This is a genomic window from Paraburkholderia sp. RL17-347-BIC-D, assembly GCF_046027915.1.
Classification (GTDB): domain Bacteria; phylum Pseudomonadota; class Gammaproteobacteria; order Burkholderiales; family Burkholderiaceae; genus Paraburkholderia.
Window position 1 is genome coordinate 26,326 of the sequence record NZ_JARESS010000028.1, and the last position, 16,921, is coordinate 43,246.

The 16,921-nt window shown below is 65.2% G+C and carries 15 protein-coding genes; 13 read left to right on the forward strand and 2 right to left on the reverse strand.

The genetic code is table 11. From position 1 onward, the window contains the following. Positions 1–172 precede the first annotated feature (172 nt). Positions 173–2,869: an aminopeptidase N gene (pepN, locus tag P0D96_RS30320; RefSeq protein WP_132373459.1), complete on the reverse strand. Its 2,697-nt coding sequence runs from the start codon at positions 2,867–2,869 to the stop codon at positions 173–175. 227 nt (positions 2,870–3,096) lie between these two features. Between pepN and P0D96_RS30325 the strand changes: the two genes are divergently transcribed. Further along, positions 3,097–3,801: a DUF4136 domain-containing protein gene (locus tag P0D96_RS30325; RefSeq protein ID WP_408317110.1), complete on the forward strand. Its 705-nt coding sequence runs from the start codon at positions 3,097–3,099 to the stop codon at positions 3,799–3,801. Positions 3,802–3,890: 89 nt separating this feature from the next. On the opposite strand, the gene P0D96_RS30330 is transcribed toward P0D96_RS30325, so the two are convergent. Further along, positions 3,891–4,181 carry a hypothetical protein gene (locus P0D96_RS30330; protein ID WP_408180560.1) on the reverse strand — a complete coding sequence of 97 codons (291 nt, stop codon included), beginning with the start codon at positions 4,179–4,181 and terminating at the stop codon, positions 3,891–3,893. Positions 4,182–4,493: 312 nt separating this feature from the next. Between P0D96_RS30330 and P0D96_RS30335 the strand changes: the two genes are divergently transcribed. Genes P0D96_RS30335 through P0D96_RS30390 form a run of 12 tightly spaced genes read left to right on the forward strand, consistent with a single transcriptional unit; the run spans position 4,494 to position 16,900 of the window. Then, positions 4,494–5,219, forward strand: a complete 726-nt coding sequence (locus tag P0D96_RS30335; protein ID WP_408317113.1) for a beta-ketoacyl synthase chain length factor — start codon at positions 4,494–4,496, stop codon at positions 5,217–5,219. Beyond that, on the forward strand, positions 5,203–5,997 hold the full coding sequence (locus tag P0D96_RS30340) for a lysophospholipid acyltransferase family protein (RefSeq protein ID WP_342960349.1): 795 nt from the start codon (positions 5,203–5,205) through the stop codon (positions 5,995–5,997). The genes P0D96_RS30335 and P0D96_RS30340 overlap by 17 nt, the downstream gene beginning before the upstream one ends. Further along, positions 5,972–6,271, forward strand: coding sequence for a phosphopantetheine-binding protein (locus P0D96_RS30345; RefSeq protein ID WP_106283313.1), 300 nt, complete (start codon positions 5,972–5,974; stop codon positions 6,269–6,271). Before P0D96_RS30340 ends, P0D96_RS30345 begins: the two co-directional genes overlap by 26 nt. A gap of 3 nt (positions 6,272–6,274) precedes the next feature. Next, entirely contained in the window at positions 6,275–6,526 is a 252-nt protein-coding gene (locus P0D96_RS30350) for an acyl carrier protein (protein WP_408317115.1), read from the forward strand. Further along, the gene (locus P0D96_RS30355; protein ID WP_408216193.1) at positions 6,526–7,188 is read left to right on the forward strand and encodes a COG4648 family protein; all 663 of its coding nucleotides are present in this window, start codon (positions 6,526–6,528) and stop codon (positions 7,186–7,188) included. The genes P0D96_RS30350 and P0D96_RS30355 overlap by 1 nt, the downstream gene beginning before the upstream one ends. Further along, positions 7,185–8,903 (forward strand): ApeI family dehydratase, encoded by a 1,719-nt coding sequence (locus P0D96_RS30360; protein WP_408317117.1) that lies wholly within the window; start codon positions 7,185–7,187, stop codon positions 8,901–8,903. Before P0D96_RS30355 ends, P0D96_RS30360 begins: the two co-directional genes overlap by 4 nt. Next, positions 8,903–10,627, forward strand: a complete 1,725-nt coding sequence (locus P0D96_RS30365; RefSeq protein ID WP_408317119.1) for a glycosyltransferase family 2 protein — start codon at positions 8,903–8,905, stop codon at positions 10,625–10,627. The genes P0D96_RS30360 and P0D96_RS30365 overlap by 1 nt, the downstream gene beginning before the upstream one ends. Beyond that, positions 10,614–12,209 (forward strand): HAL/PAL/TAL family ammonia-lyase, encoded by a 1,596-nt coding sequence (locus P0D96_RS30370; protein ID WP_408317120.1) that lies wholly within the window; start codon positions 10,614–10,616, stop codon positions 12,207–12,209. Before P0D96_RS30365 ends, P0D96_RS30370 begins: the two co-directional genes overlap by 14 nt. Beyond that, complete coding sequence (locus P0D96_RS30375; RefSeq protein ID WP_408317122.1) at positions 12,206–12,637, forward strand: acyl-CoA thioesterase; 432 nt, start codon at positions 12,206–12,208, stop codon at positions 12,635–12,637. Before P0D96_RS30370 ends, P0D96_RS30375 begins: the two co-directional genes overlap by 4 nt. Continuing rightward, complete coding sequence (locus P0D96_RS30380; RefSeq protein WP_408317124.1) at positions 12,625–13,314, forward strand: outer membrane lipoprotein carrier protein LolA; 690 nt, start codon at positions 12,625–12,627, stop codon at positions 13,312–13,314. Before P0D96_RS30375 ends, P0D96_RS30380 begins: the two co-directional genes overlap by 13 nt. Beyond that, complete coding sequence (locus tag P0D96_RS30385; RefSeq protein ID WP_408317126.1) at positions 13,314–15,722, forward strand: MMPL family transporter; 2,409 nt, start codon at positions 13,314–13,316, stop codon at positions 15,720–15,722. Before P0D96_RS30380 ends, P0D96_RS30385 begins: the two co-directional genes overlap by 1 nt. Continuing rightward, a complete protein-coding gene (locus P0D96_RS30390) occupies positions 15,719–16,900 on the forward strand; it encodes a beta-ketoacyl-[acyl-carrier-protein] synthase family protein (RefSeq protein WP_408317128.1) in 1,182 nt (393 codons plus the stop codon). Before P0D96_RS30385 ends, P0D96_RS30390 begins: the two co-directional genes overlap by 4 nt. Positions 16,901–16,921 lie beyond the last annotated feature (21 nt).

A 16,921-nucleotide genomic window follows, 5' to 3' on the forward strand; every position in this document is an offset into this window, starting at 1 on the left:
AACGTAAACCGTTAAGTGAATGCGTTTGCTTTCACCCCGCCGACGCGAGTCGAACAGTTGTCCAGATGGCTAACGTGATTGCCGCGCGCGGTCGCGCCGGCGAACGCGGGGGCGAAAAAAAGCCGGCAACACGCGCCGGCTTTTCGATGCGACAAAGGCGCTCAGGCGAGCATCACGCCAACGCTTTCTCTACGATCTCGCGCACGTCGCGCGATTTCACCTGGGACGCCACTTTCTCCAGCGCCGCGCGCATGCCGTCGCGCAGTGTCGGCGTAAAGCGGCGCCACAATTCCAGCGAGCGGGCGAGGCGAGCGGCCACTTGCGGATTGATGGCGTCGAGCGCGATCACCTGATCGGCCCAGAACGCGTAGCCCGAGCCGTCTTCGGCATGGAACTGCGCCGGATTCGCCGCGCAGAAGCTGAAAATCAGCGAGCGCGCGCGGTTCGGGTTCTTCAGGTTGAAAGCCGGATGCGCCATCAGCTTGCGCACGATGTCGATCACCGGACGTTGCGCGCTGCCACGCTGCGTGGCCTGCAAGGCGAACCACTTGTCGATGACGAGCGGCTCCTTTTCGAAGCGCCGGTAGAAATCGTCCAGCGCCTGCTGCGCTTCGGCGCTGCCGCCATTGGCCGCCGACGCATTAAGCAGCGCGGAGAGCGCCGCCGAGCGGTCGGTCATGTTGTTCGCCGCATCGTATTGCGCGGACGCGAGACGCACGGCCTCGGCCGGATCGTCCAGTTCCGCGAGGTACGACAGCGCGAGGTTCTTCAGCGCGCGATGACCGGACGCTTCCGGCGTGGCCTCGTACGCGCCCGGCGTGCGGTGCTGCTCGTACACCTTGAGCCAGTCGCCCTTGAGCGCATTGGCGAGACGCTTGCGCACGAACTGCCGCGCGGCATGCACGGCCGCCGGATTCGATTCGGCCATCTGCTCGGCCAGATACGCTTCCGAAGGCAGCATCAACGCGAGTTCGCGGAACGAAGGCGAGAGGGTTTCGTCGGTCAGCACGCGTGCGAACGCGGCGACCACGGAGTCGTCGAGTTGCAGCGGCACGCCGGTGGCGGCGCGTCCGGCGAGCGTGAGCAGCTCGCGCGTGGCGAGCCGTTGGCCGGCTTCCCAGCGGTTGAACGGATCGCTGTCGTGGGCGAGCAGGAACGCCAGCTGTTCCGCCGAGTAGTCGTATTCGACAATCACCGGCGCCGAGAAATTGCGCAGCAGCGAAGGCAGCGGCTCCTGCGCCACGTTGACGAACGTAAAGGTCTGGTCCGTGTGCGTGAATTCGAGCACGCGCGTGGTGAAGGCCGAGGCCGTGTTCTCGCCCTGCAATTGCAGCGGCAGATCCTTGCCGTCCTTGCCGATCAGACCGATCGCGAACGGAATCAGCAGCGGACCTTTTTGCGTTTCGCGCGCGGCCGGCGCGCCTTCGCCGTAGCCTTGCGTGAGCGTCACGCTGTAGCGTTGCTGCGCGGCGTCGTAGTGGGTGCGCACGGACACGCGCGGCGTGCCGGCCTGGCTATACCAGCGCTCGAACTGCGTGAGATCGCGGCCGTTCGCGTCGGCGAGCGCGTGCCGGAAATCGTCGCAGGTCACGGCCTGGCCGTCATGACGCTTGAAGTACAGGTCCATGCCCTTGCGGAAACCGTCGCGGCCGAACAGCGTCTGATACATCCGCACGACTTCCGAGCCTTTCTCGTAGACGGTCATCGTGTAGAAGTTGTTGATCTCGACGTAGCTTTCCGGGCGCACCGGATGCGCCATCGGACCCGCGTCTTCGGCGAACTGCATCTGGCGCAGCACGCGCACGTCCTCGATGCGCTTGGTGGCGCGCGCGGCTTCGTCCGTTGCGCCGCCCGCCATGTCGGCCGAGAACTCCTGATCGCGGAACACCGTCAGGCCTTCTTTCAGGCTCAGCTGGAACCAGTCGCGGCAGGTCACGCGGTTGCCGGTCCAGTTGTGGAAATACTCGTGGCCGACCACGGCCTCGATGTTCGCGAAGTCGGTGTCGGTGGCCGTTTCGGGGTTCGCCAGCACGTACTTCGTGTTGAAGATGTTGAGCCCCTTGTTCTCCATCGCGCCCATGTTGAAGTCGCTCACCGCGACGATCATGAAGCGGTCCAGATCGAGTTCGAGCCCGAAGCGTTCCTCGTCCCAGCGAATCGAATGGATCAGCGAATCCATCGCATGACGGGTCTTGTCGAGGTCGTGCGGTTCGACCCACACCTGCAGCAGCTTTTCCTTGCCCGAGCCGCTCTTCACGCGCTCTTCCAGGGCGACCAGCTTGCCGGCGACCAGCGCGAACAGATAGCTCGGCTTTCTGAACGGATCCTCCCAGCGCGCGAAGTGGCGGCCGTCCGGCAAATCGCCTTCTTCGAGCAGGTTGCCGTTCGACAGCAACACCGGGTAGTCGGCCTTGCTGGCGCGCAACGTGACCGTGAAGGTCGCCATCACGTCTGGACGATCGAGGAAATAAGTAATGCGGCGAAAGCCCTCGGCCTCGCACTGCGTGAAGAAGTTGCCGCCCGATACATAAAGGCCCGACAGCGTGGTGTTCTCAGCCGGATTGCAGAGGCTCGTGAGCGTGAGTTCGAACTGGTCCGGCACGTTGTCGAGCAGCAGGCCGTGTTCGTGCGCGTGGGCGTTGGCGAACGGCTGGCCGTCGATCTCGGCGCTGACGAACTCCAGTTGTTCGCCCATCAATTCCAGATGCAAGGCGCGCGATGCCTCCGGATTGCGGCGCACGCGCATCGTGTTCCGGACAACCGTGCGTTCGGGGACGAGATCGAACTCCAGTGCGACGGTGTCGATCAGGAAGGCGGGCGGCGCGTAGTCGGCGCGGCGGATCACATTGGGCGTTGCGGTATCGGCCATGGCGTTCTGTAGTGTTGGAACTCGAGTCGGCGAGCGCGCTTCTGGCGTGCGGGCCGGGCATGTCGAGCCATTGTACAAAGCCTCGGAGAATTGTGCGGAGCGAACTTTTTACCGAGTCGCCTGGTCAGCGTATTATCGGGCGCCCGCGTGCGGGAAAGCCTGTGCGTCGACGAGGCCGGGTTTGGCGGAGAATACAGAGGCAATTCAAAAGCTTCACGAGGTAGACCATGAAAATCGATCGATGGACCCGCCGCGCCACGCTGCTGATAGCCGCGCTGACGATGCTGCTTTCCGGCTGCACGACCTACGTGACCACCCAGGTCACGGCCTTCTCCGACTGGAGCGGTAACGACGCCACCCGAACCTATGCGTTCACGCGAGCGGCGGACCAGCAGAATAATCTCGAACTCAGCACCTACGAGCGCTTTGTCGCGAACGAACTCGCCACGCATTCGTTCCGCCAGGTCGACGCCGCGCAGGCGCGCTATCTGGTCGGGCTCTCGTATGGAATTCGTTCGGACATGGTGACGGTCTCGGAGCCGGTGTATTACAACCCGTGGCCGGCGCCGTACTGGGGTTGGGGCCGGCCGTTCGATCCGTGGGGCCCATGGGGCGGGTATTCGACCACCTACGTGAACCAGAGCTATCCGATCTTCACGCACCTGCTGGGCGTGCGGATTACCGAGCGGGCGAGCGGCAAGGAGGTCTACAACGTGACGGCGCGCAATACGGGCGGCGAGTCGTCGCTGGTTCGGGCCATGCCGTATCTGGCGCGTAGCGCGCTGGCTGATTTCCCGCTTGGCAACGGCGTGGTTCATACGGTGAAGATTCCGGTCGGCCAGAGCGGCGGGGCATCGAACGAAATGGTGGCGACCGGTACAGCGCCCGCCGCGGCACCGGTGCCGGCGTCCGATACGAAAGTCGTTCAGTAAATAGTACCTGGCTGGCGGTGCGCGTCCAAATCGTGGCATCGGTAGCAAACAAACGGCTCGACAGTTCACCCTGCCGGGCCGTTCGGTTTTCAGCGCCGGAGAAAACGCGAAGCTCCGCGCCCGATACCGGATTTCGGCATCCGTGCCACGGCAATTTGCATCTCAGAAACGGCGCACTCGAACCGGCCATGCGATGCGCATTTCAGGACGAGGCCGGCTAACGACGCAAGCTGCTTCCAATCTGAAACACTTTTTAAGAAAGTAAATTGAAAGTATTGACGCATTTCGGCGAAATATTTCTTTGGCAGATCGGCGGCAAGCCGCGCTGCTGATGGGCAGAGGCTCCGTTCGCAATGCGGAAAATGGTGCCGGAGGTCCATGCCATCGCTATTCAGCCGGGCGTCGCATGTGAGATACGGATACAGATGGATACGTCTTTTGTGGCTGATTTATCCCAGAATATTCAGTATGATTCCGCCGACCATAGGGAGCCGGAGACAATCCTTCAGACTAATTGACAAAGGCGCCTAAATAATCGGGGCCAAGTGCCGTTAATTCGCTGAACCCTATATAAGAAGATTGGATTGACCCCGGCTGGAGATTGCCGGTCCGCGCGGCGCGTGCACGCTGTGACGGTGCCGTATTCCGTCAGGCGCTTCAGCCTCTCCTCGCTTCTACGCGCGAACACCGATATGCCCGATCTGCACTGGACCATTCCGGTCGCTCGCTGGTCTAGCTGGCCTGCTGCCGCATCTGCCGCACCCGATATCGGCTTCATCGAGCCGATCGTGCGGCGTCGTCTGAGCACTCTGTCGAGAGTGGCGCTGAAAGTTGCGCACGATTGTGTCGCCAAGGACGCGGCGCGGGTCGTGTTCGCCTCGCGCCACGGGGAATTGCGGCGCACGACGGACATTCTGCGCGCCATCAGCGCGGGCGAGCCGGTGTCGCCGACCGCGTTCAGCCTGTCGGTGCTCAACGCCATGACCGGCATATTCGGCATTGCCCGCAGCGACCGCTCCGCGGCGAGCGCGATCTCGGCCGGCGCGGAAACGCTCGGTTACGCGCTGCTGGAAGCGCACGCGCAATACGCCACGCAGCCGGATTCGCCGCTGCTGCTGGTGTACGCCGATGAACCGGCCGACCCGGCGTACGGCACGATCGAAGACGAAGTACAGGGCGGCGCGATCGCGATCCTGCTCGATAGCGAAACGGCGACGGGCGAGCTGGTGTGCACGGTATCGCGCACGGACCAGCCGGAATCCGAGCCGACGCACGAAGCGAGCGCAAGCGCCACCTCGGAAACCCTCTTCGCGACCCAGAGCCAGGCGCTGCAGCACTGCCTGGAAACCGGCCTGCCCACCGCCTGGCAAAACACCGGCGCCACCTGGCATTGGAGTTGGCATGACCGCGCGGCTTGATTATTTCTGGCGATTCTGCGCGACCGGCATGGCCTTCGTGGTCTTCGGCGTGTGCGGCGTGCTGTTCTCGGTGGTGGTTTTTCCGCTCGCATGGGTGTGGCCGCACCGCGCGTCGCGCCAATTTGCCGTGACGAGCGTGATCCACTGGTTTTTCCGCGCGCTGGTCGCGGTATTGCAACGCATCGGCGTGATGGAACTGGAAGTCTCGGGCGTGCAGGCGTTGCGCGCGGGCGGCCCGGCGATCGTAGTCGCGAATCACCCGACCTATCTCGACGTGATGGTGCTACTGTCGCTCACGCCGCATGCCTGCTGCGTGGTGAAAAACGCGCACTGGGGCAACCCGTGTTTCTGGGGCATCGTGCGCTCGGCCGAGTACGTCAGCAATGCCGATCCCGCGGAACTCGTCGAGGCCGGCGCGAAGCAACTGGCGGCAGGCTATACCATGATTATTTTTCCGGAAGGCACGCGCAGCCCGGCGCCGAACCGGCTGCATGCGTTTTCGCGCGGTTTCGCGCACATGGCGCTGAAGGTCGGCGCGCCGATCGTCCCAGTGCTGATGGATTGCGATCCGCCCGCATTCACCAAGCAGATGCGCTGGTACGACGTGCCGGCGCGCGCGTTCAGAATGCGCGTGAACGTGCTCGAACCGCTCGGCGTCGACCAGCTCGCGGCCCATGACACTCCACCGGCTCTCGCGGCGCGCAGCGTGACGAGCGCCGTCGAAGCACACATTACTCAGCACCTGTTCGATTATGGATTCTTTAAAACTGGAAATTAAACAGCTCCTGATCGAAGCTCTCGATCTGGAAGACCTGAGCCCGGCCGATATCGACGACGATGCACCGTTGTTCGATACCGACGGTATCGGTCTCGATTCGATCGATGCGCTCGAAATCGGCATCGTGCTGCGCAAACAATACCAACTGACCATCGCAGCGAACGACGAGCGCACGCGCGAACACTTCCGCTCGATCAGCACGCTGGCCGCGCTGGTGGCAAGCCAGCGCGAAGCGGTGCACGCTGTGAACGAAACAACCAGAAAGGGGGAGTAAATCGTGTCCGAGGTAGAGATTCTGGAGCGCATCCGCGCCATCTTCAAAGAGAACTTCGCAATCGAGCCCGAGCGCGTCACGCCGCAGGCGCATCTGTTCGAAGACCTCGATCTCGACAGCATCGACGCCGTCGACCTCGCGATCAAACTGCAGGAGATGACCGGACGCCGCATCAAGCCGGAAGAGTTCAAGTCGGTGCGCACCGTCGGCGACGTGATCGGTGCGGTCGAATCGCTGCTGGCGGCACAAGGCTGATGCCATCCGTGCGCTCGCGAACGCAAGCGGCGGCGGATCGGGCCGCCGATGCCTCGCCCGGCACTGAGCGCCACCTGGGCAAAACCGTCGTGCAGGTGCTGTTAAAGCTCGCGTACCCCGCGTTGATTCTGTGCGCGTGGAAATGGGACACGCCGCGCTACGTCGGCTGCATGCTGTTTGCGATCCTGTGGCTGCAGCGCTGGGCCGGCAGCGGCCCGGTCGCGACCTCGTTGCGGCGGCTTTCCACAATCGACTGGACCGTGGTCGGTTTGCTGAGCTGCGCGTCGGCGGCGATCGTGTTGACCAATAGCGAGCTGCTGCTGCGTCTTTACCCGTCGCTCGTCAATCTGGGCCTGTTGATCGCGTTCGGGGCGACGCTCGTGCGCGGGCCGTCGATGATCGAAAAGTTCGCGCGCCTCGGCAATCCGAACCTGCCGCCGGGCGCGGTGCGCCATACGCTGCGCGTGACCCAGGTGTGGTGTGCGTTCTTCGCACTGAACGGCGTGTTTTCCGCTTATACCGCGCTGTATTGGAGCCGCGCAAGCTGGTCGCTCTATAACGGCGCGATCGCCTATGTGCTGATCGGCGTGCTGCTGGTGGCCGAGGTCATCTGGCGTTATCTGGTCGTGCTGCCGCGCGCCGCGCGTTCGGAGGCGGCATGATCGCGTTGCATGATCTGTTGTCGGTAGCTGGTGGGACTGCCGTGGTGCATGCGCCCGTATGCCGTGACGGCGCCGCGCTGCTCGATCGCGCGGCGTTTCGCGCGCGCGTCGCCGGGCTGATCGCGCTCGTGCAAACGCAAGCTGCGCAACGCTACGCGATGTGCATCGACGATCCGTTCGATTTTGCCTGCGCGCTCTTTGCGCTGTTCGCGTGCGGCAAGGAGCCGGTGATTCCGGCCAACTCGACGCCGGGCTATCTCGCCGATCTCGCCGACGCGTATGAAGTCGTGCTGGCCGACGCGGATTTGCCGCCATTTGCAGCCGCTGTCGAAGGCAAGGCCGACGCTGCTGCAGCGCATACGTCCCGCGCGACTTACGCAATCGACCCACAAGCTCCGCTCACGCTCTACACCTCAGGCAGCAGCGGCCGCCCCAAGCCGATCCGCAAGACGCTCGCGCAATTCAACGCCGAAGTGCACACGCTTGAAAAGCAGTGGGGCGCGCTAGTCGGCGACGCGACGATGCTCGCGAGCGTGCCGCATCACCACATCTACGGTTTGCTGTTTCGCGTGCTCTGGCCGCTCGCAGCCGGCCGTGCCTTCGACCGCGCGGTCAGCATCGAGCCGTTGCATCTGCAAGCGCAGATCGACCGATGCGGCGCAGCAGTGATCGTCTCGACGCCCGCACAACTGTCGCGCTGGCCTGCGTTGCCCGGCTTCGCCGACCTGACGCCGGCGCCGCGCGCGTTCTTTTCATCGGGTGGTCCGCTCGCGCTCGAAGCCGCGCAGGAATACGCCGCAGCCTACGGCGCGGCGCCGCTCGAGATTTACGGCAGCACGGAAACCGGCGGCATCGCGTGGCGGCGCCAGGATCAGACCGATGCCTGGCAACCGGTGTCCGGCATCGAAGTGCGCCGCGACGAAGACGGCGCGCTGAATGTCCGCTCGCCGCATCTCGATCACGCCGGCTGGCATCGCACCGACGACAAGATCGCCTTCGACGCCGAGGGCCGCTTCCGCCTGCAAGGCCGGCTTGACCGCGTGCTCAAGCTCGACGGCAAGCGCGTCTCGCTGCCGGAACTGGAAGCGCGCCTCGCGCTGCATCCGTATGTGGCGCAAGCGGCGCTCGTGCCGCTGGAAGGCGCCTCGCGCGAGCGCGTCGGCGCCGTCGTGGCGCTGACCGAAGCGGGCGGCGCGGCCTTGCGCGACGAAGGCCGCGTGGCGCTCGCGAAAGTCCTGCGCCGGCATCTCGCCGAATATTTCGACGTCGTGGTGCTGCCGCGCCACTGGCGTTTTCGCGTCACGCTGCCATTCGACGCGCGCGGCAAATTGCCGGTAGCCGCCGTGGCGGCCGCGTTCGAACCGCGCGTCGAAGGCATGGAAGTGCTGGCCGAAGCGCGCAGCGGCGACACGCTGCACTACGAGTTGCGCGTGCCGCCCTCGCTCGTGCATTTCGCCGGCCACTTTCCCGGCCTGCCGATTCTGCCTGGCGTCGTCCAGGTCGACTGGGCGATGCGTCTGGCGGCCGAGCATGTGCCTGCCGTGCGCGCGGTGGCGTCGATCGATCGACTGAAATTCATGGCGCCGGTGTCGCCGGGTGCGGTGCTCAAGCTCACGCTCGCGCACGACGCGGCGCGCCGGCGCGTGCAGTTCGCGTACCGCGTGAGCGGCCGCGACTGCGCGTCCGGCGTGATCGTCTACGGGGAGGGCGCGTGATGACCTTCTCTCCATGCATCGTCATTCCGATCTACAACCATAAGGACGCGATCGGCGCGACCGTCGCGCATCTGGCGGTTCACGGCCTGCCGTTGTTTGTCGTCGATGATGGCAGCGACGAGGCCACCCAGCAGGTGCTCGCCGCGCTCGCGCAGCAGTACGCGGGACAGCTCACGCTGCTGCGCCTGCCGGTCAACGGCGGCAAGGGCGCGGCGGTGATGGCGGGGCTGCGCGCCGCGCGCAAGGCGGGCTACACGCACGCGTTGCAGATCGACGCCGACGGCCAGCACGACGCCACCGACGTGCCGCGTTTCATCGAAGCGGCGCGCGCCGAACCGGGCGCGGTGATTCTCGGCCGCCCGGTCTACGACGAGAGCGTGCCGAAAGCGCGTCTCTACGGCCGTTACCTGACGCATGTGTGGGTGTGGATCGAAACGCTTTCGCTGACGATCCGCGACTCGATGTGCGGCTTTCGCCTGTATCCGCTGGCGCTCGCCTGCAATCTGATCGACAGCGTGCAACTGCCCACGCGCATGGACTTCGACATAGAGATTCTCGTGCGCCTGTATTGGCGGCGCGCCGCGTTCTGCTCGATTCCCACACGCGTCACCTATGCAAGCGACGGCGTCTCGCATTTCGACGTGCTGTGGGACAACGTTCGCATCAGCCGCAGTCATACGCGGCTCGTGTTCGGCATGCTGTGGCGTCTGCCGATGCTGCTCGCGCACAAGGTGATGCCGCGTCGCTCCGCACTCGCGGACGGGCAGGGCAACGAGAACCAACAGGACTGGTGGCGTATCGCCGAACGCGGCAGCCATCTCGGCATGTCGCTGCTCGCGCTCAGTTGCAAGCTGTTCGGCCGGCGCTTCACCGCGCTGTGGCTGCATCCGATCGTCGCGTATTTTCTGCTGACGGGGCGCGCCGCGCGCGAGGCCTCCAGCAACTACTTCAAGCATCTCGGCGAGGCCGCGCCGCATGGCGATACGCCACGTCCGGGCTGGCTGTCCGCGTACCGCCATATGCTGGCGTTCGCGCAATCGGGCTTCGACAAGCTCGCGGCATGGTCGGGCCGCGTGAACAACGCCGACGTCAAATTCGAAGATCCTTCGGCATTCGAAGCGTTGGTGGCGAGCGGCAAGGGCGCGCTCGTGATCGGTGCGCATCTCGGCAATCTGGAAATGACCCGCGCGCTCGCCGCGCAGGGCGCTTATGCCAAGGTCACGGCGGTCGTCTACACGGAGCACGCGCGTCGCTTCAATAGCGTGCTGGCTTCGGCCAATAGCGGGTTCGCGAAGCATCTGCTCGAAGTCAGCGACTTCGGACCCGAGACCGCGATGATGATGCAGGAGCGCGTCGATGCCGGCGAGCTGCTGGTGATCGTCGGCGACCGCGTGCCCGCCCACGAAGCGGGGCGCACGACCGAAGCGCAATTTCTCGGCTCGACCGCGCCGTTCGCGCAAGGTCCGTATGTGCTCGCGCATGCGCTGGGCTGTCCGGTCTACCTGTTCTTCTGTCTGAAAGAGCACGACGGCTACCGTCTCTATTTCGAACCGTTCGCCGAGCGCATCGACCTGCCGCGCCGCGAACGCGCGCAGCATCTCGCCGCGTGGGCGCAGCGCTATGCCGTGCGTCTCGAACACTATTGCCGCAAGGCACCTTACCAATGGTTCAACTTCTTCGATTTCTGGGCCAGCCCCAAGCGAGGCGCGAATGGCCGAACATGATCTGATCGATGTGCCGAACACAGGCGCGAACGTGAACAACGCGGCAGTCGTAATAGGCGGGCGCAAGCTGACGATCGAAGAGGTCGTCGCGATTGCGCAGCATCGCGCGCCGGTCGCCTTGAGCGACGATCCGGCGTGGCGCGCGCGTATTCAGCGCGGCGCGGATTTTCTGCGCCGCCATCTGGCCGCGGGCGCGACCGTGTACGGCGTCAACACCGGTTACGGCGACGCCTGCGTAGTCGACGTGCCGATGGAACTGGTCGAAGCCTTGCCGCTGCAACTCACGCGCTATCACGGCTGCGGCATGGGCCAATATCTCGACGACGCGCAAACGCTCGCGGTGATCGCCGCGCGGCTCAACTCGCTCGCTTATGGTTTTTCCGGCGTGCGTCCGGTGTTGCTCGAACGTCTGGCCGATCTGGTCAATCATCGTGTGCTGCCGCGCATTCCGTCGGAAGGTTCGGTGGGCGCGAGCGGCGATCTCACGCCGCTCTCGTATGTGGCCGCCGCGCTTGCAGGTGAACGTGACGTGATGTTCGAAGGACATCTGCGTGACGTGCGCGAAGTGTGGACCGAACTCGGTCACACGCCGCTCACGCTCGCGCCGAAAGAAGGGCTCGCGCTGATGAACGGCACCGCCGTGATGACGGGCCTCGCCTGTCTCGCGTTTGCGCGCGCCGATCATCTGACGCGGCTCACGGCGCGCCTGACGGCGTTGTGCACCGTCGCGCTCGACGGCCGCGCCGCGCACTTCGACGCGATGCTCTTCGAAGTGAAGCCGCACGCCGGCCAGGCCGAAGCCGCGGCTTGGATTCGCGACGACCTGTCCGGCCGCGACGACACGCCGGGCCACCGTCTGCAGGACCGTTATTCGATTCGCTGCGCGCCGCATGTGATCGGCGTGGCGCGCGATGCGCTCTCGTGGGTGCGCCGCGATGTCGAGAACGAACTGAACAGCGCGAACGACAACCCGCTGATCGATCCGGACAACGAACGCGTGCTGCACGGCGGCAACTTCTACGGCGGCCATATCGCCTTTGCGATGGACTCGCTGAAGGTCGCGGTCGCCAATCTCGCCGATCTGATGGACCGGCAACTCGCGCTGCTGGTCGACGTGAATTTCAACAATGGCTTGCCGCGCAATCTGTCGGGCGCGGCGCCCGCGCGTGCCGCGATCAATCACGGTTTCAAGGCGGTGCAGATTTCGTCGTCCGCATGGACCGCTGAAGCCTTGAAGAACACGATGCCCGCGAGCGTCTTTTCGCGCTCCACCGAGGCGCACAATCAGGACAAGGTCAGCATGGGCACGATCGCCGCGCGCGACTGCTTGCGCGTGCTGGAACTGACCGAGCAGGTCGCCGCCGCGCATACGCTCGCGACGGTGCAAGCCGCGCGTCTGCGCTTGAAGATCGACAGCGCGACGCCGGTGCCGGCGCCGCTGCAAGCGTTCATCGACAGCGTCGGCGCGCAGTCGCCGTTCGTCGACGAAGACCGCGCGCTCGAACACGAGTTGCGCGCGCTGACCGCGCGCATTGCCGCGTGCGATCTGGCGAGCGACTCTCGCGGAGGATCGAGCGCATGACCGGTTCCCGCAAAGTGCTGAGCGCGAGCGCGACGGTGGAAGTGCCGTTCCACGATGTCGACGCGATGAACGTGTGCTGGCACGGCCACTATCTGAAGTACTTCGAGATCGGCCGCGCGGCGCTGTTGCGCGCTTTCGACTACGACTATCGCGAGATGCAGGCTTCGGGTTATCTGTGGCCGATCGTGGAAGCGCATCTCAAGTACGTGAAGCCGGCCACCTACGGTCAGCAGATCGAAGTGCGCACGCAACTGCTCGAACACGAAAACCGCCTGAAAATAGGCTATGAAATCGTCGATTGCGCGACTGGCACGCGGCTGACCAAGGGTTATACGATCCAGGTCGCGGTCGAAGCCGCCACTCAGGAGTTGCAGTTCGTCTCGCCGCCGGTCGTGTTCGACAAGCTGGAGCGCGTATGGGGACGATGAATTTGCGCGCTGCGATCGTCGGCATATTGAGTGCGCTGAGCGTGCTTGTCGCGACAGTCGTATGGATGGAGCCCGCATCGGCTGCGTCCGCCGCATCGACGAAAGAAGCCGCGCCTGGCAACCCCGCGCTCGTCTCGCAGATCGCCGCGCACCTCGCGCAGGCCAAGGGCGTGCGCGCGCAATTCACGCAGACGCAAACGCTCGCCGCGATGAAGCAGCCGCTCGTCAGCACCGGCTCGCTGCTGTTCTTCCGCGAACGCGGCGTGATCTGGCAGATCGACACGCCGTACAAAGCCACCTACGTGATCACCGATGCCGGAGTGACCGAAGTCAACGCCAACGGCCAGCGCGTCACGGCTCACAGCGCGCAGGGCACGCGCGGTGTCGCGCAAGTCTCGAAGATGATGCGCGCGATGCTCGGCGGCGATCTGTCGGCACTCTACTCGCAATTCGACGTGCAGGCCGAAGGCAGCGCCGCGCAGTGGCGCATGCAACTCACGCCGAACCAGCCGCAGATCGCGCAGTCGATCAAAGGTCTGGAGATGAACGGTGGCGACTATCTGCAGCGTTTGCGCATCACGCTCGCGAACGGCGACGTCACCCAACTCGACTTCACGAAGAGCGCGGCCGTGACCGAACTCACCGCGGCTGAACGCGGTCTGCTCGGGGCGCCGTAATGGAAATGCTGCAACAGCGATCCGCGAAACAGGCGTGGGGCATGCGCGCCGCGTGGCTGCTGCTCGCGCTCGTTGCGGCGCTGTATTGCGGCTGGCGGTTCGCGGGATCGTCGCCGCTGCAAACCAATCTGCTCGCGCTATTGCCGGCGACCGAGGCCGATCCGGTCGCCGAAAAGGCAGTCGATACGCTGGCGAGCGCGCTGGGCGACCGCACCGTTTTCCTCGTCACCAGCAACGACGACGCGCACGCGAAAGCCGCGGCGAAACAACTCGGCGCGTCGTTGCAGAAGAGCGGCGCGTTCGGTTCGGTGACGGCGGAATTGCCGCCGTTCGATCTGTCGCAGATCGCTGCGCTGTATATGCCGTATCGCTTCGGCTTGCTGGCGCCGGCGGACCGCGCATCGCTCTCAAACGGCGCGGCGAATACCACATTGCACGACACGCTCGCCCAGCGCATCTACAGCCCGCTGCGCGGCGGGCTCAGCACGCCGCTCGCCGACGATCCGTTCGGCTGGCTCGAACACTGGCTCGGCGGCCTGCCGCTCGCTACATCGAATCTCGAACTCGAAGACAACATGCTGGTTGCGCATCGCGGCGCCGCCACCAGCGTGCTGATCGTCGCGACATTGCCGGGCTCCGCGTACGAAACCAAGACGCAGCGCGCGGTACTCGCAGCGCTCGCACGAGGCGAAAGCGCATTGAAGCAAGCGTTCCCCGATGTCTCCGTGGCGCGAACCGGCGCCGTGTTTTACGCGGAATCGGCGCGCAGCGCATCGGAACATGAAGTGCATCTGATCGGCGTCGCGTCGCTGTGCGGCATCGCGCTTCTGATGATGTGGGTGTTCCGCTCACCGCGTCTGTTGCTGCTCGGTTTCGTATCGACCGCGCTCGGCATTGTCTGCGCGCTTGCGGTGACGATGCTGGTATTCGGCAAGCTGCATCTGTTGACGCTCGTGTTCGGCGCCAGCCTGATCGGCGAGGCCGTCGACTATTCGATTCAATACTTCGTGGTGTATCTCGGCGCGCAGCGCGGCTGGGACGCGGCTCGCGGCGCGCGCGCCGTGCGTCCCGCGTTGAGCGTGGCGCTCGCGACGAGCCTGCTCGGCTACGCGATTCTCACGTGGGTGCCGTTTCCCGCACTCAAGCAGATCGCCTGCTTCGCGATTGCCGGCATTACGACGGCGTTCGCCTCCGTGCTGTGGCTGCTGCCCGCGCTGCTCACGTGCGCGCCCAAACGCAGCCCGAAACGCGTGTTTGCAGGCGCGGCGCGCTTGCTGACAGTGTGGCATCGCACGATCGGCGGCAAGCGCGCGTGGTTGGTGGCTGCGCTGTTGCTGCTGCTGGCGATTCCCGGCTGGCTGCGTCTGACCAGCGACGACGACATCCACCTGCTGATCCAGCGCGATCCCGCGCTCGTCGCGCAGGAAGACAAGGTGCGCGAGGCCGTCGGCGTGGATAACAGCGCGCAGTTTTTCGTCGTGCGCGGCGAGACGCCGGAACTCGTGCTGCAACGCGCGGAAGCATTGGGCACGAAACTGGACGCGTTGAACGGCACTGCGAACAAGGTCGGCAGCTATCAGTCGGTCGCGCAGTTCGTGCCGTCCGCGAAACAGCAGAATGAAGACCGCGCGTTGCTCGCACAACACGTGTTCAACGACCGCGCCGCGTTGCGCGCCACGCTCCTGCAGGCCGGCTTCAAGGACGAAGTCGCCGACGCCTGGATCGCCTCATACGCCAAACCACAAGCGCCGCTCACGATCGACAGGTGGCTCGCGGCGCCGTGGTCGCAACCGTACAAACATCTCTGGCTCGGCGAAGTCGATGCATCGACGAAAGCCTATGCCGCGGTCGTCATTCCGCAGGGCGTGACGCCGCAGAATGAACCCGCGCTGATCGCGACCGCGCAGGGGTTGCCCGGCGTCGTGTTCGTCGACAAGGCCGCCAGCGTGTCGAAGCTGTTCGGCGCGTATCGCGTGGATAGCGGCTGGTGGCTCGGCGGCGCGCTGGCCCTCGTGCTCGTTTTGCTGATGCTGCGCTACCGTGTGCGCGGCGGCATCGCCGTGACCTTGCCGGTGCTGCTCGCCGTTGGCGTCACGCTTGCCGTATTCGGCTACGCGCAGGTGCCGCTCAATCTGTTCAATTGGCTGGCGCTGATGCTCGTGCTCGGCGTGGGCGCAAACTATGCCGTGTTCCTGCGCGAAGGCTGCCTGCGCGCGGACGCGGATCTCGGCGCGGTGTGGACGGGCGTGCTGCTGTCGGCGGCCACCACGCTGTTGTCGTTCGGCATGCTCGGCATGAGCGCGATGCCCGCGCTGAAGAGTTTCGGCGCGACACTCGCGCTCGGCATCGCGGTATCGGTATTGCTCGCGCCGATCGGCATGCCATCGGAATCAAGGAGGGCCGCATGAAAGCCCCATCAGTTTATTTGCACGCGCTCGGCATGATCAACGCGCTCGGCGGCGACCTCGACAGCATTGTCCCGGCGCTTGCCGCCGGCCGTTCGCCCGGCATGGCGAACGCGCATACGGGGATCGGCGAGGCGTTCGTCGGCAGCGTGCTCGCGCCGCTCGACCTTGCGCCGCCCGCTGAACTCGCCCGTTACGACTGCCGCAACAACCGCTTGCTGCTCGCCGCGCTGGCGCAGATTGCCGCCGCTGTCGAAGCGGCGCGCGAGCGCTACGGCGCGCATCGCATCGGCGTGGTGCTCGGCACCAGCACGTCGGGCATCGAGGCCGCCGAAGCCGCGTTCGTCTATCAGGCGCAAGCGGGGGATCTACCCGCGAACTTCAACTACCGGCAAATGGAAATCGGCACGGCGGCGCCGTTCGCCGCCGCCGTGCTCGGCGTGCATGGTCCGGCGTTCACGATCTCGACCGCATGCACATCGAGCGCGAAAGCCTTCGCGTCGGCGCGCCGGCTGCTGCAGTTGCAACTGTGCGACGCCGTCGTGGTGGGTGGCGTCGATTCGCTGTGCGAGCTGACGGTGCAGGGTTTCGCCTCGCTTGAATCGACCAGCAACGTGCGCAGCAATCCGATGAGCCACAATCGTTGCGGGATCAATGTCGGCGAAGGCGCGGCGGTGTTCCTCATGGGCCGTGACGAAGCGGCGGTGCGGCTCGCGGGCGTCGGCGAATCGAGCGACGCGCATCACATCTCGTCGCCGGACCCGCGCGGCGTGGGCGGCGAACTCGCGCTGCGCGCGGCGCTCGCCGATGCGGGCATCGAGCCGTCGGCGATCGGCTATGTGAATCTGCACGCTACCGCCACGCGCAAGAACGACGAGATGGAAGCGGGTTTGATGTCGCGAGTGTTTGCACAAGGCGTAGCGACGAGCGGTACCAAGCCGTTGACCGGCCACCAGCTCGGCGCGGCGGGCGCGACTGAACTCGGCTTCACGTGGCTCTCGCTCGCGCATGACAACGTGCCGTTGCCGCGTCATCTGTGGGACGGCGAGGCCGATCCCGCGCTGCCTGCACTGGACCTGGTCGTTAGCGAACGCTTCATGCCGCAAGGCGGCGTGCAATACGCGATGAGCAATTCGTTTGCTTTCGGCGGCAGCAATGTCAGCCTCGTCCTTGCCCGATGAGTTGCCCGATGAGTTGCCCGA